This window comes from Pseudomonas sp. 05N36, from assembly GCF_056397385.1.
The window spans coordinates 1-18,386 of the sequence record NZ_JBFTNH010000005.1 but is presented as its reverse complement, the minus strand read 5'-3'; the positions used below and the strand labels follow the sequence as shown (position 1 = coordinate 18,386).

The following is an 18,386-nucleotide window of genomic DNA, read 5'->3' as shown; positions in this document are numbered from 1 at the left end:
CTGTATTCAGGGAGCATGGGGCAGAGGTCTAGCCTAGTAAGTTCCGGCGCGGCTGGCGAGGGGTTTGATGGCACCCATGAAGTCGCCATCGCAGCTTAGTATTTACACCTCTTTGTGCTCCAACTCCCGTAGCAGCTGCCGAGCCTGCGAGGCTGCGTTCGGCTCGGTCCGCGCTCGGGCGAAGCGGTCGTAAATCAGGCAACGTGTTCTTTCAAGCAAATCACGTAGGCAAGATTTGCGAGGACTTCGTCCTCGAACGCAGGCTGCGCCAGCTGCTACAGGGGATTGCGGCGCTCTTAAAAGGAATGGCCTTGCTGCCGGCGTTTCCACTGGCTCAACCGCTGTTGCAGATTCAGCGGGCTGTGAATCTGTTGCGTTCGCGCGCGGTTGAACAGGATCAACACCAACTCAGCGGTGGCCATGGCGTCGGCACTGGCGTTATGGCGCTCGAAGACTTGCAGCTTGAACCACTTGATCCAGTCGTCCAGTCCGGCTTCGCGGATGTTCGCCTGTGGGCACAGCAGTGGCGCCATGTCGGCCACATCAAGGAACGGATGCTGCAAGCGATAACCCAGACTGTCCTTCAAGGCGCGACCGAGCATGTGCTGGTCGAACGGCGCATGAAACGCCAGCAACGGACTGTCACCGACGAACTCCATGAAATCCAGCAACGCGTCCCGAGGATCGCTGCCAGCGGCGATCGCGCTGGGGCCCAAACCATGAAGCAACACGCTAGGCCCGAGTTTATGGTTGTTGCGCTGCAAGGTTCGCTCGAACTGCTGACTGAAATCGATCGCACCGTCTTCGATCACCACGGCACCGATCGACAGCACCACGTCCTTGTTCAGGTTCAACCCGGTGGTTTCCAGATCGACCACCACCCAGCGTTGCTCGCGCAGGCTGCATTCGCCCAGCGTCGGGGCGCTTGGCAGTTGGTCCAGGCGCTGTTGCTGCGCGGCTGTCAATGTCGGTCCGGCGGGGCGCAGCCAGGAAAACAGCTTCATAGCTGATACCGCAGGGTCAGGCTGCTTTGCAGGCGTTGAGCCTGGCGCAGGGACTCACGCAGGATGCGCCGGTCCAGATGATTCAGGCTGTCCGGATCGACCCGATTGGAATAGGGCAGGTTCTCACGGGTCTGTCGCTGATGCTGCTGCATGCGGGTTTGCTGGATGAAGTGATAGGCCTCTTCATAGGCCGCACCGTCCAGCGGGTCGATGACTCCTTTGGCCACCAGTTGACGAAAGCGCTCCAGCGTATTGTTGACCCCGATGCCATTGGCCAGCGCCAATAGCCGGGCACCGTCGACAAACGGGGTCAGCCCTTGGACTTTCAGGTCGAGAGTGGCTTTTTCACCGTTCTTTTTCTCCAGCACGAACTCGCGGAAACGCCCAACAGGCGGGCGTTGGCGCAGGGCGTTCATGGCCAGCATGCGCTGGAACAGCCGATTGTCTGCCACCTGATCGAGAATCGCACGGCGCAATTGCTCGCAGCCTTGCTCATCGCCCCAGACCACCCGCAGGTCGAAGTAGATACTCGACCCGAGCAAATTCTCGGGCGTTGCTTCGCGGATAAACGCCGCAAAACGCCGCGCCCATTCGGCACGGGACAAACACAGGTCCGGGTTGCCAGCCATGATATTGCCCTTGCACAGCGCAAAGCCGCAGAGCGCCAGGCTCTGATTGATCTGCTGGGCGATCGGCAACAGCTTGCTGCGAATCTCGGCCGCCTGCACGGCATCGCGCGCCTCGAAGAGAATTCCGTTGTCCTGATCGGTGTAAAGCGTTTGCTCGCGGCGGCCTTCGCTGCCGAAGCACAGCCAACTGAACGGTATGCCGGGGTCGCCTTTATCGGCCAGCGTCAGCTCGATGACCCGGCACACGGTGTGATCGTTGAGCAAGGTGATGATGTGGGTGATTTGGGTCGAGGATGCGCCGTGGGCGAGCATGCGCTCGACCAGTTGGCCGATTTCACCGCGCAGCGCCACCAGGTTTTCCACCCGTGGCGCACTGCGAATGGTGCGTGCCAAGTGCACCAGATCGACGCGTTGCAAGGAAAACAGGTCGCGTTCCGAGACCACGCCGCACAAGCGTTGGTCTTTCACCAGGCAGACGTGGGCGATGTGCCGTTCGGTCATGGCAATGGCCGCATCGAACGCGCTGTGGTCCGGCGTCAGGAAGAACGGCGCGTGGATCATGTGCCGGTCGATGGGCTGATTGAAGTCACTGGTGCCATCGGCGACCACCTGACGCAAGTCGCGCAGGGTGAAAATCCCCAGCGGGGCTTTCTGCTCATCGACCACCACAATGCTGCCGACCTGTTGCTCGTGCATCAGGGTCACGGCTTCACGCAGTGGGGTCGCAGGGCTACAGGTCACGGGATGGCGCATGGCCAATTCGCCGAGGCGGGTATTGAGCGAGTACTGGGTGCCGAGGGTTTCCACGGCTTTTTGCTGGACTTGCTGGTTGACCTGATCCAGCAGGCTGCTGACGCCACGTAGGGCAAAGTCGCGAAACGTGCTGGAAAGGGCGAACAGCTTGATGAAGGCCGACTTGTTCAACTGTAGGCAAAAGGTGTCTTCGGCGGCCAGGTGTTCGGTACGGGTCGCACGCTCCCCCAGCAGTGCGGCGAGGGGGAAACACTCGCCGGTGGTGATTTCGAAAGTGGTTTCGGTGCCACCCTTGGCCGTGTGCGGACGTTCGCCGACCACCCGGCCCTGTTTGACGATGTAAAAATGCTCAACCGGTCCGTCCGCGGGCTTGATGATGCTCTCGCCCGGGCCGTAGAAGCGCAGTTGGCATTGTTCGACCAGGTAGGCCAGGTGTGCGTGTTCCATCTGGTTGAACGGCGGGAAACGCTGAAGGAACTGCAAGGTGCCCTGGATGTTCTGCAGCACTGCTGTTTTCCCTGCCTGGGTGAAGGCATCCGCTTTACTCATAACCATTACCGCAGTCTTTTTCGATTTGTTGTTGTCGGAGTCACTGCCATGGTCGGCCCCTGTGCGAAGAGTGCCCATTGGACGTAAGTCTAGGTCGCGGTGCAGGAAGCGAAATTTCGGAAATACCCTACGCTATTAATGCGCAAAACCGCTGGTTAGCCCACTTGGAAAACTATTCGGCGAAGCGCACATTTAAGTTCTGCTTAGCGATGTCCGACCATGGTGCTAGGGGATTAATCCGAATATGTAGAGAGATTTATGTCCGACCACGATATTTTGAGCGATGCCGAGCGTGAAGCGTTGAGTGCGGTCATGCACGAACCGGATTTGCCGGCACAACGTGTGCTGATCGTCGACGACGACAAGGACACACGCGAGCTGCTTTCGGAAATTCTTGCGCTTGATGGCATCCGCAGCATGACGGCAGCCAGTGGCGAAAGCGCACTCAAACTGTTGGATTCGAACAAGTCGATCGGGTTGCTCATCACTGATCTGCGGATGCGTCACATCGATGGTCTGGAGCTGGTCCGCGAAGTGCGTGAGTCGGAACGGGCGGCGTTGCCGATCATCATCGTTTCCGGTGACGCCAAGGCCCGGGATGTCATTGATGCCATGCACTTGAGCGTGGTGGATTTTCTGCTCAAGCCCATCGACAGCAAAGAGCTGTTGGCGCTGGTCAAGCATCAGCTGGGGATGGACGTGTGAGCCACTGAAAAGATCGCAGCCTGTTTCAAATAAAAAAGCCCTGATCTCTCGATCAGGGCTTTTTCATGTCGCTAACGCTTATTCACAGGCTATTGGCAGCCTTGAACTCGCGACGGCGACGGTGCAGGACCGGCTCGGTGTAGCCGTTTGGCTGCTTGGTGCCTTCGATCACCAGTTCGACCGCCGCCTGGAAGGCTATGTTGCTGTCGAAGTTCGGTGCCAACGGACGGTACAGCGGGTCGCTGGCGTTCTGGCGGTCAACCACCGGGGCCATGCGCTTGAGGGTTTCCAGCACCTGGGCTTCGGTGACGATGCCGTGACGCAGCCAGTTGGCGATGTGCTGGCTGGAGATACGCAACGTCGCACGGTCTTCCATCAGGCCGACGTCGTTGATGTCCGGCACTTTCGAACAGCCCACGCCCTGGTCGATCCAGCGCACCACGTAACCGAGGATGCCCTGGGCGTTGTTGTCCAGTTCGTTCTGGATCTGTTGCGCTGTCCAGTTGGGGTTGTTTGCCAGCGGGATGGTCAGGATATCGTCCACCGATGCACGAGGACGCTTGGCCAGTTCGGCCTGACGGGCGAACACGTCAACCTTGTGGTAATGCAGCGCGTGCAGCGCAGCGGCGGTCGGCGAAGGCACCCAGGCGGTGTTGGCGCCGGCCAGCGGGTGAGCGATTTTCTGCTCGAGCATGGCAGCCATCAGGTCGGGCATGGCCCACATGCCTTTACCGATTTGCGCACGACCTTGCAGGCCGGTGCTCAAGCCGATGTCGACGTTCCAGTTTTCGTAGGCGCTGATCCACTTTTCAGCCTTCATGTCAGCCTTGCGCACCATCGCGCCGGCTTCCATGGACGTGTGGATTTCATCACCGGTACGGTCGAGGAAGCCGGTGTTGATGAAGACCACGCGCTCGCTGGCAGCCTTGATACAGGCCTTGAGGTTGATCGTGGTACGCCGCTCTTCGTCCATGATGCCGACTTTGAGGGTATTGCGCGGCAACTCGAGCACGTCTTCGATGCGCCCGAACAGCTCGTTGGTGAACGCCGCTTCTTCCGGACCGTGCATTTTCGGTTTAACGATGTAGACCGAACCGGTACGGCTGTTCTTGCGGGTGGTGTTGCCGTTAAGGCTGTGCAGCGCCGCGAGGTTGGTGACCAGGCCGTCGAGGATGCCTTCCGGCACTTCGTTGCCGTTCTTGTCGAGGATCGCGTCGATGGTCATCAAGTGGCCCACATTGCGCACGAACAACAGCGAGCGGCCGTGCAGGCTCAGTTCGCTACCGTCCGGGGCGGTGTAGGTGCGGTCGGCGTTCATGGTGCGGGTGAAGGTCTTGCCACCCTTGGCGACTTCTTCCGACAGATCGCCTTTCATCAGGCCGAGCCAGTTGCGGTAGATCACCACTTTGTCATCGGCATCGACGGCGGCCACGGAGTCTTCGCAGTCCATGATGGTGGTCAGTGCGGCTTCCATCAGGACGTCTTTGACGCCGGCGGCGTCGGTCTGGCCGACCGGTGTGCTGGCGTCGATCTGGATTTCGAAATGCAGGCCGTTGTTTTTCAGCAGGATCGCGGTCGGCGCCGCAGCATCGCCGTGGAAGCCGATCAGCTGTGCGTCGTTGCGCAAGCCAGTGTTGCTGCCGCCTTTAAGTGCGACTACCAGTTTACGGTCAACGATTTTATAGCCGGTGGAATCGACGTGAGAGCCGGCAGCCAATGGCGCGGCTTCGTCAAGGAAGGCGCGGGCGAAGGCGATGACCTTGTCGCCGCGAACCTTGTTGTAGCCTTTGCCTTTTTCCGCGCCGTCTGCCTCGCTGATGGCATCAGTGCCATACAGCGCGTCGTACAACGAACCCCAGCGGGCGTTCGAAGCGTTGAGGGCGAAGCGGGCATTCATCACCGGAACCACCAGCTGTGGGCCGGCCATACGGGCGATTTCGTCGTCGACGTTTTGCGTCGTTGCCTGGAAATCGGCCGCTTCTGGCAGCAGATAACCGATGTCTTGCAAGAAGGCCTTATAAGCCACAGCGTCGTGTGCAAGACCAGCACGGGACTGGTGCCAGGCATCGATTTTCGCCTGGAGGTCGTCGCGTTTGGCGAGTAGGGCTTTGTTCTTCGGCGCCAGGTCGTGAATAACCTTGTCGGCACCGGCCCAGAACTTGTCGGCGGTGAGGCCGGAACCGGGAATGGCTTCGTTGTTCACGAAGTCGAACAGGACTTTGGCGACCTGCAGGCCACCGACTTGAACGTGTTCAGTCATTGCTTGCCTCACTCTGCTCAGCTATTTCGCTTTTCAGCTCTTCAATTTGACAATGAAGCCTCTGGCCATTTAAACCACAAACCCCTCTACCAGTACATGCCATTGCTGGCGGCTGGGTGGTTCCAATCAACGGCGTAAAGCCTTGCTGACGGGGGCTTTGAGGGTTGTGATGGCGCCTGGGCAGACATCGATCCAACGTTATGTAGTGCGCGCTGCGGCATACTACATGATGAATTGCGGTTGTGAAAATTAGACTAATTACGTCGTTTAGCGACCCGGCCAGGCTGTCCGGTCACGCCGGGGGATAGGATGTTCTCAAAAAACTATTGGATTGTTCCAGATAAATCTAAAAACTTGTACACATAATATTGGATTCACTGCTATGGGGCTTTGATTTTTTTGCCACCGCGCTGAATTGGGTCCCTTGCCTATACTTGCCTTTCTATAACAAAAGTCATGACAAGAGGGCTGCGCCATGGACCACCTCGTACTCACCGTATTCGCCCCGGACAAGCCCGGCCAGGTCGAGCGCATCGCCCAATGCATTGCCGAGCATGGTGGTAACTGGCTGGAGAGCCGCATGTCACGGATGGCCGGGCAGTTTGCCGGGATCCTTCGGGTGGGCGTGCCGGCTGAGGGCTACGACGAACTGGTCGATGCACTTCAGGCGTTGTCCGCTCAAGGGATTCGAGTGCTGATAGCAGAAAGCAGTATCGAACAATCCTGCACCTGGAAGCCGATTGCCATGGAGCTGGTTGGTAACGACCGGCCGGGAATAGTCCGTGACATCACGCGTTTATTGAGTGAGCAGGGGGTCAACCTTGAGCGCTTGGTAACCGACGTACGCCCGGCGCCGATGAGCAGCGAGCCGCTGTTCCACGCCGAAGCGATTCTTGCGGTACCGCTGACCCTTTCCCTGGACGTGCTGCAGTCGCGGCTGGAGACCCTGGCCGATGATTTGATGGTGGAGTTGGTGCTGCGCAGCGAGCCGTGAACGGGTTATCCAAGTAAAGCGTGCACCCGCCTGTGGATAACCTGTAGAGATACGTCGCCAGCCGACGCCGGCCGGGGCTCATCAGGGATTGATCAAAAAACCAGCAGTTTCAAGGGCTTGTGCACAAACGGCGGGGATCACGTTGTGGATAACCTTGGGAAGGATGCTTGCAGGCCACGTCGGTCGTGGCCTGCAAGGGTTTGTGCGTTTTTTGATCAGCGACGGCGGCGCAAACTCATCCAGGCGTCGACGCTGTAAACCGCCAGACCTGCCCAGATAAACATGAAGGCCACCAGCGTGCTGGACGACAGGTGCTCGCCGAACAGCAGTACGGCTTGCAGCAGCACCAGCGTCGGCGCCAGGTATTGCAGGAAACCGAGGGTGGTGTAGGGCAGATGCCGTGCCGCAGCGTTGAAACTGACCAGCGGCACCAGCGTTACCGGGCCGGCAGCGACCAGCCACCAGGCTTCGGACGTAGTCCAGAACGCTGCTTGCGCGCTGGTAGCGGTTGGATTAAAGAGCAACCAGGCAAGGGCAATCGGCACCAGCATCCAGGTTTCCACCACCAGCCCGGGCAATGCTTTGACCGGAGCCTGTTTACGGATCAACCCGTAGAAGCCAAACGTCAGCGCCAACACCAGCGACACCCACGGCAGGCTGCCGACTTGCCAGACCTGTTGCGCAACGCCAACGGTGGCCAGTCCGACGGCAACCCACTGCAGGCGTCTCAAGCGTTCGCCAAGGATCAGCATACCCAACAGAACGTTCACCAGCGGGTTGATGTAGTAACCAAGGCTGGCCTCGAGCATGCGTCCGTTATTCACCGACCAGACGTAGGTCAGCCAGTTGGCCGCAATCAATGTGCCGCTCAATGCAAGGACTGCCAGCCGCCGCGGGTTTTCGCGCAGTTCACGCCACCAGCCCGGATGCTTCCAGACCATCAGCAGCAAGGCGCCGAACAGCGCCGACCAGAGTACCCGGTGGATGATGATTTCTACGGCAGGTACGTCGGCAATGGCTTTGAAGTAGAGCGGGAACAATCCCCAGATGATGTAGGCGCTCAGGCCCAATATGTACCCGCGACGCAGGTTGGCGGCTTGCATGCAGAATCCTTGCTTAGGCAGCTAACAAAGGGGGGATTGTAAGGAGATTTTTCTCGATGTGCAGGGAACCTTTGTGGGAGCGGGCCGGGCGGCGTTCCGATGCTCGCGATTGCATCACTGCGATCATCCAGACACACCGCGGTGTTCGCATCGCGAGCAAGCTCGCTCCTACATTGGATCTTCTTTGGAGGGAAGAAACGGGTGAGTCAGAACAATTTCAACGGTTCTTCGTTTAGCGCTGCCAGTTGCTCGCGCAATGCCAGGACCTGGTCGCCCCAATAACGTTCGGTGCCAAACCACGGAAAACTATGGGGGAACGCCGGGTCATCCCAACGACGGGCCAGCCACGCGCTGTAGTGCATCACGCGCAAGGCACGCAGAGGTTCGATCAACGCCAGTTCACGCGGGTTGAAGTCGTGGAACTCGCTGTAGCCATCCATCAGTTCCGACAACTGACCGAGACATTCCTGACGATCACCGGCGAGCATCATCCACAGGTCCTGCACCGCCGGTCCCATGCGACAGTCGTCGAGGTCGACGATGTGGAACATCTCGTCACGGCACATCATGTTGCCGGGGTGGCAATCACCGTGTATGCGAATGTTCTGGTGCGGCGTGTCTTTGTAGACCTCTTCCACGCGCTTGAGCAGGTCGCGGGCGACCGACTCGTAGGCTGGCAGCAAACTGCGCGGTATGAAGTTGCCTTCGAGCAAGGTGGTCAGCGAATCATGGCCGAAGTTTTTGACGCCCAGCACTTCGCGGTGTTCGAAGGGGCGGGTGGCGCCCACTGCGTGCAAGCGGCCAAGCAATTGCCCCAGACGGTAGAGCTGATCAAGATTGCCTGGCTCTGGCGCGCGGCCGCCTCGGCGGGGGAACAGGGTGAAGCGGAAACCGGCGTGTTCGTGCAGGCTTTCACCGTTGTGAATCAACGGCGCAACGACAGGCACCTCGCACTCGGCGAGTTCGAAGGTGAAGCGGTGCTCTTCGAGAATGGCGGCGTTGGTCCAGCGTTGCGGACGGTAGAACTTGGCGATCAGCGGTTCGCCATCTTCGATGCCAACCTGATAGACACGGTTTTCATAGCTGTTGAGCGCAAGGACGCGGGCGTCGCTGAGAAAGCCGATGCTTTCTACGGCGTCGAGCACCAGATCGGGGGTAAGTGTTTCAAACGGGTGAGACATGCTGACTCCTGCGCGCAGCAGGCTGCCGCGTCCGGCCAAACATGGTAGCGCAGACTGGCACGGATAGGTGGTGACTGTGTGGACGTATTCGCGAGCAAGCCCGCACAGGTGATCTCCTGTGTGTCACAGATAGTGTGCACACTGGATAACCAATGTGGGAGCGGGCTTGCTCGCGAAGAGGCCAGGTCAGGCGCCAACGATCCCGCCGTCCTCCCGGGTAATCGCCATCACCGAGGAACGCGGCTTGCCGTTCGGCAAATGCTCGGGGAAGGTCGACCCACCGTTTTCCCCCGGATGCTGGATGCCGACAAACAAGGTCTTCTGGTCCGGCGAAAAGCTGATGCCGGTGACTTCACAGCCTACCGGGCCAACCATGAAGCGGCGGATTTCACCGGTCGCAGGGTCAGCGCAGAGCATCTGATTATTGCCCATGCCCGCGAAGTCGCCGGCGTTGCTGTAGTCCCCGTCGCTGAGAATCCACAGCCGACCGGCCTTGTCGAAGCCCAAACCATCCGGGCTGTTGAACATGTTGTGTGGCGTGATGTTCGACGAGCCGGCTTTCGCTGTCCCGGTGTGCACGGTCGGGTTGCCCGCCACCACGAACAGGTCCCAGCCGAACGTCAGCGACGCGTGGTCGTCGTGATCGGTGCGCCAGCGCAGGATTTGCCCGTAGACGTTTTTCTCCCGTGGGTTCGGCCCGCCCACCGGTTGCCCGTCTTCGCCACGCTTGGCGTTGTTGGTCAGGGTGCAATAGACCTGGCCGTCTTGCGGGCTGACCACGATCCACTCCGGGCGGTCCATGCGCGTGGCACCGACGACGCTGGCGGCCAGGCGTGCGTGAATCAGCACCTCGGCCTGATCGGCAAAACCGCTGCTGGCATCGATGCCGTTCTTGCCGTGAGTCAGCTCGATCCACTGGCCCTGACCTTTTGGATGGTCGGGGTTGCTGTCGCCGGCATCGAAACGAGCGACGTACAACGTGCCGTGGTCCAGCAGGTCATGGTTGGCCTTGGGTGTTGCGTGATTGATTTTGTCGCGGCTGACGAACTTGTAGATGAACTCGCCGCGCTCATCGTCGCCCATGTACACCACCGCGCGACCGTCGTGGGTCTCGGCCAGGGCTGCGTTTTCATGTTTGAAACGACCCAGGGCGGTGCGCTTGACCGGAGTCGATTGTGGGTCGAACGGGTCGATTTCCACCACCCAGCCGTGACGGTTGAGTTCGTTGGGGTTTTTCGCCAGGTCAAAACGCGGGTCGTGTTGATGCCAGTTGATCTCTTTGCTGGCGACCGATGCGCCATAGCGCTTTTGTGCGGCGTCGAACTTGTGCTCGGGATTGCTGCTGCCAAAGCAGTCGGTGAAGTTCTCTTCACAGGTCAGATAAGTACCCCACGGCGTCTTGCCATTGGCGCAGTTCTGAAAGGTCCCGAGTACCTTTTTACCGGCCTTGTCGGCAGCGGTTTTCATCAGCTCATGGCCAGCGGCCGGGCCGCTCAACTGCAGCGGTGCATTGCCGTGGATTCGGCGGTTGTAGCGCGAGCCCTGAACGAATTGCCAGTGGCCATTCTTGCGCTGCACTTCGATCACCGATACGCCTTCGCAGGCCAGCGCTTTGCGCACTTCTTCGGCTGACTGCGGCATGCCGCCATGGGCGTAGAGGTAGCGATAGTTGGTGTATTCGTTGTTGATCGCCATCAGCGCGCGATTGTCGTCGCCGGGGAAAGCGAACAGGCTCATGCCATCGTTGTTGTCGCCGAACTGGACTTCCTGGGCCAGGGCGCTGCCATTGCCACTCGGGTCAAAGGCCGGGCCGTCCTTGTGCAGCGGCTGGCCCCAACTGATCAGCACCGAGGACTTGTAACCCGGCGGCAGGGTGATGGTGTCGCTGGTGGCGGCTGCAATGCTGTCGAAGCCCAGCAATTTGCTCGAAGCAGCGTTGACACTGGCGGCCAGTGCGCTACGGCTCAGCAGGTTTCCACCGAGGAACATTGCCGCACCGCAAAGGGCGCCGGCGCTGATAAAACCACGACGACTGAGGCCGACGATTTTTTCGAGGTCGGTGGCTTGGTTTTCTTCTAATAGGCTCACATCAGGCTCCCTGCTGGTTTTTGCAGCCACCTTAAGGAGCGTCTATGACACAAATGTTGCAGTTTTGATCGGGGTGAGCACAGACCTGTAGCAGCTGCTGAAGGCTGCGTTCGGTGGCGAGGCCGCCGCAAAAACCTGGCACCGCGATTCTGAGTCTTTATTTGAGTCGAGAGGATTGCGACTGCTTCGCAGCCGAACGCAGCCTTCGGCAGCTGCTACAGAAAGCGCGGCAGGCCTGGGTTAGAGCGGTGTGCCGAGCAAAACATTGGAGGGCGAGAACTGCACCTGGACGGCTTTTTTGGCGCTCAAACCCAGGGTTTTCAGGTGCTGCGGCTCGGCCAGCGCGCATAGCGTCTGACCATTGGGCAGGGCGATTCGGACTTCACTGGGGCCATCTTCGGCGTCGAGAATCTCCTCGACAGTGCCCTTCAGACAATTGTGTCCGGGTGTTGCAAGTTGTCCTGTGCCGAGCAAATCGAGCCAGCCAGCCTTGATCAGCGCCACCACCTCAGTGCCCGTTTCCAGTTCCAGGCGCAGGGTGCTGTCGTGGGTTATTTGCGCCTGAATGATCAGTCCCTCAGCCAGCTCCAGGCTGATCAAATCGTTACGACCGTGAGCGTCGATGGCCGCGACGGTGCCATGCAGCTGATTACGCGCGCTGGTCCTGAGCATCAGTCGCCCGAGCAAGTCGAGGTCACTGGCGTCTTCGGCGGCTTCCAGCACCTGTGCCTGTAAGGCTTGCAGGCGCTGATAAAGTCGCAGCACCCGTTCACCTTCACTGGACAGTTTTGCGCCACCACCGCCCTTGCCGCCGACGCTGCGTTCCACCAGCGGTTTCTGCGCCAGATTGTTCAACTCGTCGATCGCATCCCACGCGGCTTTGTAGCTCAGCCCGGCGCTTTTTGCGGCGCGGGTGATCGAGCCTTGTTCGGCGATGTGTTGCAGCAAGGCGATGCGCTGCGGACGACGGACGATGTGTTGGGACAACAAAGTAGGCAAGGACATGGCAAGGGGCTGCGAGCGGGTAGTGATGGATTTGGACGTTGGCGGCTTGGCGCGTGAGAGTCAAGTCAGCTCCCCGGGTTTTGGCGTGCGCGCCAGGCAATAAACGTCGACCCGCGCCGCGCCCGCCCTGATCAGCAAGCGAGCCAGGCTTTGCGCGGTGGCGCCGGTGGTCAGCACGTCGTCGACCAGCGCCAGGTGGCGGCCCTTGATTTGCGCACCCGGCATCAGTGCGAAAGCGCTGAGCAGGTTCTGTTTGCGCGCCTTGGCGTCCAGATCCTGTTGCGCAGTGGTGTCCTGGATGCGTAGCAGCAGGTTTGCGTCGCAGTTGATTTTCAAGCTGTCGCTGAGCCAGCGGGCGAGCATCGCTGCCTGGTTGAAACCCCGCTCACGCAGCCGCTTGCGGGCCAGGGGCACCGCTACCAACGCGTCGGGGCGTTTGAGGCCTTCATCGAAGCGATGTTGCAGGCATTGAGCAAGAAGTTCGGCAAGCAAGCGACCATAGGGCCACTTTGCCGCATGCTTGAAACGAGTGATCAAACTGTCGAGCGGGAAGCTGTAGGTCCAGGGCGCAATGACGTGCTCGAAGGCCGGAGGGTCCTTCAAGCACTGGCCGCAGGTGAGGCCGCCCACGGGCAACGGCAGGGCACAGGTCTGGCAATGATCGCCGAGCCAGGGCAACTCGGTTTCACAGGAAGTACAAATCGGTTGAGGGGTGTCAGACAGTTCATCGCAAAGCAAACAGTTCTGTTCATTTTTTGACCAGATGTAAACCAACCCTTTGTATCGTGGTTGACAGTGCATGACTCTTCCTTAAATATGCCGAACATCCGTGTCGCGTCTGTGGATATTCCGTTCCACAGCCGCTTGCCAAGCATAAACAAGGAAACACCCATGAGCGCCAGCACCACTGCAAACCTGCGTCATGACTGGTCTTTGGCCGAAGTCAAAGCACTCTTCGTTCAGCCATTCAACGACCTGTTGTTCCAGGCGCAGACGGTGCACCGCGCGCACTTCGACGCCAATCGCGTCCAGGTGTCGACCCTGCTGTCGATCAAAACCGGTGCTTGCCCGGAAGATTGCAAATATTGTCCGCAGTCCGGTCACTACAACACCGGCCTGGAAAAAGAAAAGTTGATGGAAGTGCAGAAGGTCCTCGAAGAGGCTGCTCGCGCCAAGGCTATCGGTTCGACCCGTTTCTGCATGGGCGCCGCCTGGAAGCATCCATCGGCCAAAGACATGCCGTATGTGCTGGAGATGGTCAAGGGCGTGAAGGCCATGGGCCTGGAAACCTGCATGACCCTCGGCCGTCTCGATCAGGACCAGACCGTGGCCCTGGCCGAAGCCGGCCTCGATTACTACAACCACAACCTTGATACCTCGCCGGAGTTCTACGGCAGCATCATCACCACCCGTACTTACAGCGAGCGCCTGCAAACCCTGGCGTATGTTCGTGATTCGGGGATGAAGATCTGCTCGGGCGGTATTCTCGGCATGGGCGAGTCCCTCGACGACCGCGCCAACCTGCTGATCCAGCTGGCCAACCTGCCGGAGCATCCGGAGTCGGTGCCGATCAACATGCTGGTGAAAGTTGCCGGTACACCGCTGGAAAATGCCGACGATATCGACCCGTTCGACTTCATCCGCATGCTCGCCGTCGCCCGTATCCTGATGCCGAAATCCCACGTGCGCCTGTCCGCCGGCCGCGAAGCGATGAACGAGCAGATGCAGGCCCTGGCGTTCTTCGCCGGTGCCAACTCGATTTTCTACGGTGAGAAACTGCTGACCACCGCCAACCCGCAGGCTGACAAGGACATGCAACTGTTCTCGCGCCTCGGCATCCTGCCGGAAGCGCGCGAAGAGCACGCCGATGAAGTGCATCAGGCGGCTATCGAGCAAGCGCTGGTCGAGCAGAAAAGCAGCGAGCAGTTCTACAACGCCGCTGTTTGACGTCTCCATCGATCCTTCTGAAGGAATGCAAAAACACTGTGGGAGCGAGCCTGCTCGCGATTGCGACGTAACAGCCAGCATCAATGTTGAATGTTATGACCTCATCGCGAGCAGGCTCCCACAGGGTAATGCGACATCGCTTCTGAATTCTGACCCCGCGAGGCCTGCATGTCTTTCGATCTCGCCGCACGCCTTGCTGCCCGTCGTGCCGAAAACCTCTATCGCCAGCGTCCCTTGCTGGAGACTCCACAAGGCCCGCAAGTGGTGGTCGATGGCCAGCCATTGCTGGCGTTCTGTAATAACGACTACCTGGGCCTGGCCAATCATCCGCAAGTGATCGAAGCCTGGCGTGCCGGCGCCGCCCGCTGGGGTGTCGGTGGCGGTGCTTCGCACCTGGTGATCGGCCATAGCAGTCCGCATCAAGCGCTCGAAGAAGCCTTGGCCGACCTGACAGGGCGCCCGCGCGCGTTGCTGTTTACCACCGGCTACATGGCTAACCTGGGCGCGGTCACGGCGCTGGTCGGGCAGGGCGACACGGTGCTCGAAGACCGGCTCAATCATGCATCGCTACTGGATGCCGGGTTGTTGTCGGGCGCACGTTTCAATCGCTATTTACACAACGACGCGGTCAGCCTGGCCAAGCGCCTGGAGAAGGCTACCGGCAATACGCTGGTGGTGACCGACGGGGTGTTCAGCATGGACGGCGACATCGCCGACCTGCCAGCGCTGGCTCGCGAGGCCAAGGCCAAAGGCGCGTGGCTGATGGTCGATGATGCCCACGGTTTTGGTCCCTTGGGTGCCAATGGCGGCGGGACCGTCGAGCACTTCGGTTTGAGTCTGGAGGATGTGCCGGTATTGGTCGGTACCCTAGGCAAAGCGTTCGGCACCGCGGGCGCGTTTGTCGCGGGCAGCGATGACCTGATCGAAAGCCTGATCCAGTTCGCCCGACCGTACATTTACACCACCAGTCAACCGCCAGCCCTGGCATGCGCGACCCTGAAAAGTCTTGAGTTGCTGCGCAGCGAACATTGGCGACGCGAGCACTTGGACGTGCTGATCCGCCAATTCCGAAAAGGCGCCGAGCAGATGGGGCTGGAGTTGATGGACAGCGCTACGCCGATCCAGCCGATCATGATCGGCGACGCCGGGCGCGCCATGCTTTTTTCGCAGATGCTGCGTCAGCGCGGACTGATGGTGACCGCGATCCGCCCACCCACCGTGCCGGCCGGCAGTGCACGTTTGCGCGTGACCCTGACAGCGGCGCACAGCGAAGCGCAGGTGCAGCTATTGTTAGAAGGTCTGGCCGATTGTCTTCAGCAACTGGGAGCGGAGCCGAACCATGCGTGATCGTCTGATTCTGTTGCCCGGTTGGGGACTCGGCATTTCGCCGCTGGAGCCTTTGGCGGCAGCCTTGCAAGGGTTGGACGAACACCTGCGTGTCGAGATCGAACCGCTGCCGGAACTGGAGTCGAGCGACCTTGATGAATGGCTCGACGAACTGGATTCGACCCTGCCCAAAGATGTCTGGCTCGGCGGCTGGTCGCTCGGCGGGATGCTCGCCTCAGCGCTCGCGGCTCGACGCGGCGAGCGTTGCTGCGGTTTGCTGACGCTGGCAAGTAACCCCTCTTTTGTGGCGCATGCCGAGTGGTCGAGCGCCATGCCTGGCGAGACCTTCGATGCGTTTCTGGCTGGCTGCAACGCGGACCCGCGCATGACCCTCAAGCGCTTCAGCCTGCTCTGCGCCCAGGGTGCCGAAGACCCGCGCGGGTTGTCGCGACTGTTGCTGGCGGGTGCGCCGAATACTCCGCAGGCGCAGTTGATGAGCGGGTTGGAAGTGCTCGCTCAACTGGACAATCGGCAAGCCTTGCAGGCTTTTCGAGGTCCGCAGTTGCACCTGTTTGCCGGGCTCGACGGGCTGGTCCCGGCCGAAGCCGCCGGTGAGCTGCTGGCGTTGCTCCCCGATGTCGAAATTGGTCTGATTGAACAGGCCAGTCACGCGTTTCTTCTGGAAGATCCCCACGGTGTGGCGGGGGCCATCCAGGCCTTTTTGCATGAGTCCGGTGATGACTGATTTATCCCTTCCCAACCTGCCCGGCGGCTTGCCCGACAAGCGTCAGGTCGCGGCATCCTTTTCCCGTGCAGCGGCCAGCTATGACAGCGTTGCCGAATTGCAGCGGGCGGTCGGCAGTGAATTGCTGGGGCGTTTGCCGACTGATCGAACGCCCGCTCGCTGGCTGGATCTGGGCTGTGGCACAGGGTATTTCAGTCGTGCGCTGGGTGAGCGATTCAACGCCAGCGAAGGGTTGGCGCTGGATATCGCGCAAGGCATGCTCAAGCACGCACGGCCCTTGGGCGGTGCGACACATTTCATTGCCGGCGATGCTGAGCGCTTGCCGTTGCAGGACGCGAGCTGCGACCTGGTGTTTTCCAGCCTGGCGGTGCAGTGGTGCGCCGATTTCAGGGCGGTGCTGAGCGAGGCCAATCGGGTTCTGAAACCTGGCGGTGTGTTGGCGTTTGCCAGTCTTTGCGTGGGTACGCTGTATGAGTTGCGCGACAGTTGGCGTCAGGTCGATGGCCTGGTGCACGTCAATCGCTTCCGCGAGTTCAGTACGTATCAACAATTGTGTTCGGCGAGCGGCATGAGCGTGATCAGTCTGCAAAGTTGCCCGCACGTACTGCATTATCCGGATGTGCGTAGCCTGACTCACGAACTCAAGGCCTTGGGCGCGCATAATCTCAATCCTGGTCGGCCGGGCGGGCTGACAGGTCGGGCGCGGATCATGGGTTTGATCGAGGCCTATGAGCAGTTTCGTCAGGCGCAAGGGCTGCCCGCGACTTATCAGGTGGTTTACGCCGTGTTGGAGAAGCCACTATGAGCGCAGCCTATTTCATCACCGGTACCGATACCGACGTCGGCAAGACCACCATCGCCGCCGGCCTGCTGCACGCCGCGCGACTGGCAGGGTTGAGCACGGCTGCCGGGAAACCCGTGGCCTCTGGCTGCGAGGTGACACCCAAAGGTTTGCGCAATGCCGACGCGTTGGCGCTGTTGGCGCAATGTTCGTTGCCGCTGACCTATGCCGAGGTCAATCCGGTGGCCTTCGAACCGGCCATCGCACCGCATCTGGCTGCACGTGAGGCGGGTTTCGCGCTGACGGTCCAGTCGTTGCTGGTGCCGATGCGGCACATAGTGGACATGCAGGCCGATTTCACCTTGATCGAAGGCGCGGGTGGCTGGCGGGTACCGTTGGCTGATCAGGACAATCTCTCGGATCTGGCAATGGCGCTGGATCTGCCGGTGATTCTGGTGGTTGGCGTGCGTCTGGGCTGTATCAATCACGCGTTGCTGACAGCCGAGGCGATTGCCCGGGACGGTTTGCAACTGGCGGGTTGGGTGGCCAACATCATTGACCCCAAGACGTCGCGGCTGGAAGAGAACCTCGCCACGCTGGCAGAACGGCTGCCAGCACCGTGTCTGGGGCGGGTGCCGAAACTCAAGCTGGTCACGGCAGAAGCGGTGGCGGAGCATCTTCAGCTGGATTTGCTTGACTAGGTTTTGCCTATGATAAGGCACTGTGCCATTAGTGTTTTTGTCGGGCCTTTTGTCGGTGTCTCTGGTTCAATGAGCGCTGTTTATCCTTTGCAGGATGGAGTTGCTCCATGGACATTTCGGGAAGCACCGCGTTTTATGCTGGTCTGAGTTCCATTCAGGCTGGGCAGAACCGTGTTGATCAGGCCGCCAGCCAGATCGCCGGTACCACTGTCGATCGTTCGGCCTCCAGCCAGTCCTCCGACGCTCAGATCGACCGCTTGCGCTCGGTCGATCGCAGCCAGCAATCGAATCTGGCCAGTAATATGGTCGATATGTCCCAAGGCAAGATCCAGGCAGAGCTGGGTGTCAAAGTCGCCAAGGCTTCTGACGAAATGCTCGGTACGTTGATCGATACTTTCGCTTGATCCCTCGCTGAACCTATTTGCCTGAACGCCGCCCTTGGTGCGGTGTTCTGTCGGGCATGTCCTTCGTAAGCGCTCCATGAACCCCACATTTTAAAGGTGGGGATCTATGGCTATCTTGGAGTTTGCGGTGTGCAGTTCCACGGCAGCAAGGCCTCGAAGTCTTCTACACTCGAGGCTTGTGGCAGGCGCTCAAGTGCGTGGCGCAGCCACG

The 18,386-nt window shown here is 60.0% G+C and carries 17 protein-coding genes; 8 read left to right on the top strand and 9 right to left on the bottom strand.

What is annotated here, in order from left to right:
- Nucleotides 1-296: 296 nt before the first annotated feature.
- Both AC1DIH_RS08465 and AC1DIH_RS08460 read right to left on the bottom strand, forming a co-directional pair.
- Nucleotides 297-1,004: a 3'-5' exonuclease gene (locus tag AC1DIH_RS08465; protein ID WP_477771357.1), complete on the bottom strand. Its 708-nt coding sequence runs from the start codon at nt 1,002-1,004 to the stop codon at nt 297-299.
- Entirely contained in the window at nt 1,001-2,941 is a 1,941-nt protein-coding gene (locus tag AC1DIH_RS08460; protein WP_477771356.1) for a putative nucleotidyltransferase substrate binding domain-containing protein, read from the bottom strand. The genes AC1DIH_RS08465 and AC1DIH_RS08460 overlap by 4 nt, the downstream gene beginning before the upstream one ends.
- 252 nt (nt 2,942-3,193) lie before the next feature.
- On the opposite strand from AC1DIH_RS08460, the gene AC1DIH_RS08455 reads away from it, so the two are divergent.
- Entirely contained in the window at nt 3,194-3,640 is a 447-nt protein-coding gene (locus AC1DIH_RS08455) for a response regulator (protein WP_477771355.1), read from the top strand.
- 82 nt (nt 3,641-3,722) lie between these two features.
- Here AC1DIH_RS08455 and AC1DIH_RS08450 read toward each other — a convergent pair whose 3' ends face one another.
- Nucleotides 3,723-5,900, bottom strand: coding sequence for a malate synthase G (locus tag AC1DIH_RS08450; protein WP_477771354.1), 2,178 nt, complete (start codon nt 5,898-5,900; stop codon nt 3,723-3,725).
- Between the two features lie 475 nt (nt 5,901-6,375).
- Between AC1DIH_RS08450 and AC1DIH_RS08445 the strand changes: the two genes are divergently transcribed.
- On the top strand, nt 6,376-6,894 hold the full coding sequence (locus AC1DIH_RS08445) for a glycine cleavage system transcriptional repressor (protein ID WP_019693970.1): 519 nt from the start codon (nt 6,376-6,378) through the stop codon (nt 6,892-6,894).
- A 215-nt stretch (nt 6,895-7,109) separates the two neighbouring features.
- Here AC1DIH_RS08445 and rarD read toward each other — a convergent pair whose 3' ends face one another.
- From rarD to AC1DIH_RS08420, 5 genes are all read right to left on the bottom strand, one after another.
- Nucleotides 7,110-7,997: an EamA family transporter RarD gene (gene rarD, locus AC1DIH_RS08440; RefSeq protein ID WP_477771353.1), complete on the bottom strand. Its 888-nt coding sequence runs from the start codon at nt 7,995-7,997 to the stop codon at nt 7,110-7,112.
- A 206-nt stretch (nt 7,998-8,203) separates the two neighbouring features.
- Nucleotides 8,204-9,178: a serine/threonine protein kinase gene (locus tag AC1DIH_RS08435; protein ID WP_477771352.1), complete on the bottom strand. Its 975-nt coding sequence runs from the start codon at nt 9,176-9,178 to the stop codon at nt 8,204-8,206.
- Nucleotides 9,179-9,364: 186 nt separating this feature from the next.
- Entirely contained in the window at nt 9,365-11,266 is a 1,902-nt protein-coding gene (locus tag AC1DIH_RS08430; protein ID WP_477771351.1) for a PhoX family protein, read from the bottom strand.
- 240 nt (nt 11,267-11,506) lie between these two features.
- Entirely contained in the window at nt 11,507-12,271 is a 765-nt protein-coding gene (locus AC1DIH_RS08425; protein WP_477771350.1) for a TOBE domain-containing protein, read from the bottom strand.
- A 60-nt stretch (nt 12,272-12,331) separates the two neighbouring features.
- Nucleotides 12,332-13,072 (bottom strand): double zinc ribbon domain-containing protein, encoded by a 741-nt coding sequence (locus tag AC1DIH_RS08420; protein ID WP_477771349.1) that lies wholly within the window; start codon nt 13,070-13,072, stop codon nt 12,332-12,334.
- 90 nt (nt 13,073-13,162) lie between these two features.
- On the opposite strand from AC1DIH_RS08420, the gene bioB reads away from it, so the two are divergent.
- The 6 genes from bioB to AC1DIH_RS08390 all read left to right on the top strand — a co-directional run bounded on the left by bioB (nt 13,163) and on the right by AC1DIH_RS08390 (nt 18,175).
- Nucleotides 13,163-14,218, top strand: a complete 1,056-nt coding sequence (gene bioB / locus AC1DIH_RS08415; RefSeq protein ID WP_054594348.1) for a biotin synthase BioB — start codon at nt 13,163-13,165, stop codon at nt 14,216-14,218.
- A 168-nt stretch (nt 14,219-14,386) separates the two neighbouring features.
- Nucleotides 14,387-15,565 carry an 8-amino-7-oxononanoate synthase gene (bioF, locus tag AC1DIH_RS08410; protein ID WP_477771348.1) on the top strand — a complete coding sequence of 393 codons (1,179 nt, stop codon included), beginning with the start codon at nt 14,387-14,389 and terminating at the stop codon, nt 15,563-15,565.
- Complete coding sequence (locus AC1DIH_RS08405; protein WP_477771347.1) at nt 15,558-16,289, top strand: alpha/beta fold hydrolase; 732 nt, start codon at nt 15,558-15,560, stop codon at nt 16,287-16,289. The genes bioF and AC1DIH_RS08405 overlap by 8 nt, the downstream gene beginning before the upstream one ends.
- Nucleotides 16,282-17,094, top strand: coding sequence for a malonyl-ACP O-methyltransferase BioC (gene bioC / locus AC1DIH_RS08400; RefSeq protein WP_477771346.1), 813 nt, complete (start codon nt 16,282-16,284; stop codon nt 17,092-17,094). Before AC1DIH_RS08405 ends, bioC begins: the two co-directional genes overlap by 8 nt.
- Nucleotides 17,091-17,771 (top strand): dethiobiotin synthase, encoded by a 681-nt coding sequence (bioD, locus tag AC1DIH_RS08395; RefSeq protein ID WP_477771345.1) that lies wholly within the window; start codon nt 17,091-17,093, stop codon nt 17,769-17,771. The genes bioC and bioD overlap by 4 nt, the downstream gene beginning before the upstream one ends.
- 107 nt (nt 17,772-17,878) lie before the next feature.
- A complete protein-coding gene (locus AC1DIH_RS08390; RefSeq protein WP_054594343.1) occupies nt 17,879-18,175 on the top strand; it encodes a hypothetical protein in 297 nt (98 codons plus the stop codon).
- Between the two features lie 110 nt (nt 18,176-18,285).
- Here AC1DIH_RS08390 and AC1DIH_RS08385 read toward each other — a convergent pair.
- Nucleotides 18,286-18,386 (bottom strand): transposase domain-containing protein (locus AC1DIH_RS08385; protein ID WP_477771584.1); only part of this gene is annotated, 101 nt, incomplete at its 5' end.

Coding starts and splice junctions, on each gene's coding strand:
- rarD (WP_477771353.1), bottom strand. CDS start 7,997: ATGCAAGCCGCCAACCTGCGTCGCGGGTACATATTGGGCCTGAGCGCC.
- AC1DIH_RS08420 (WP_477771349.1), bottom strand. CDS start 13,072: ATGCACTGTCAACCACGATACAAAGGGTTGGTTTACATCTGGTCAAAA.
- AC1DIH_RS08425 (WP_477771350.1), bottom strand. CDS start 12,271: ATGTCCTTGCCTACTTTGTTGTCCCAACACATCGTCCGTCGTCCGCAG.
- bioB (WP_054594348.1), top strand. CDS start 13,163: ATGAGCGCCAGCACCACTGCAAACCTGCGTCATGACTGGTCTTTGGCC.
- AC1DIH_RS08455 (WP_477771355.1), top strand. CDS start 3,194: ATGTCCGACCACGATATTTTGAGCGATGCCGAGCGTGAAGCGTTGAGT.
- AC1DIH_RS08465 (WP_477771357.1), bottom strand. CDS start 1,004: ATGAAGCTGTTTTCCTGGCTGCGCCCCGCCGGACCGACATTGACAGCC.
- bioF (WP_477771348.1), top strand. CDS start 14,387: ATGTCTTTCGATCTCGCCGCACGCCTTGCTGCCCGTCGTGCCGAAAAC.
- AC1DIH_RS08405 (WP_477771347.1), top strand. CDS start 15,558: ATGCGTGATCGTCTGATTCTGTTGCCCGGTTGGGGACTCGGCATTTCG.
- AC1DIH_RS08390 (WP_054594343.1), top strand. CDS start 17,879: ATGGACATTTCGGGAAGCACCGCGTTTTATGCTGGTCTGAGTTCCATT.
- AC1DIH_RS08460 (WP_477771356.1), bottom strand. CDS start 2,941: ATGGTTATGAGTAAAGCGGATGCCTTCACCCAGGCAGGGAAAACAGCA.
- bioC (WP_477771346.1), top strand. CDS start 16,282: ATGACTGATTTATCCCTTCCCAACCTGCCCGGCGGCTTGCCCGACAAG.
- AC1DIH_RS08445 (WP_019693970.1), top strand. CDS start 6,376: ATGGACCACCTCGTACTCACCGTATTCGCCCCGGACAAGCCCGGCCAG.
- AC1DIH_RS08435 (WP_477771352.1), bottom strand. CDS start 9,178: ATGTCTCACCCGTTTGAAACACTTACCCCCGATCTGGTGCTCGACGCC.
- bioD (WP_477771345.1), top strand. CDS start 17,091: ATGAGCGCAGCCTATTTCATCACCGGTACCGATACCGACGTCGGCAAG.
- AC1DIH_RS08450 (WP_477771354.1), bottom strand. CDS start 5,900: ATGACTGAACACGTTCAAGTCGGTGGCCTGCAGGTCGCCAAAGTCCTG.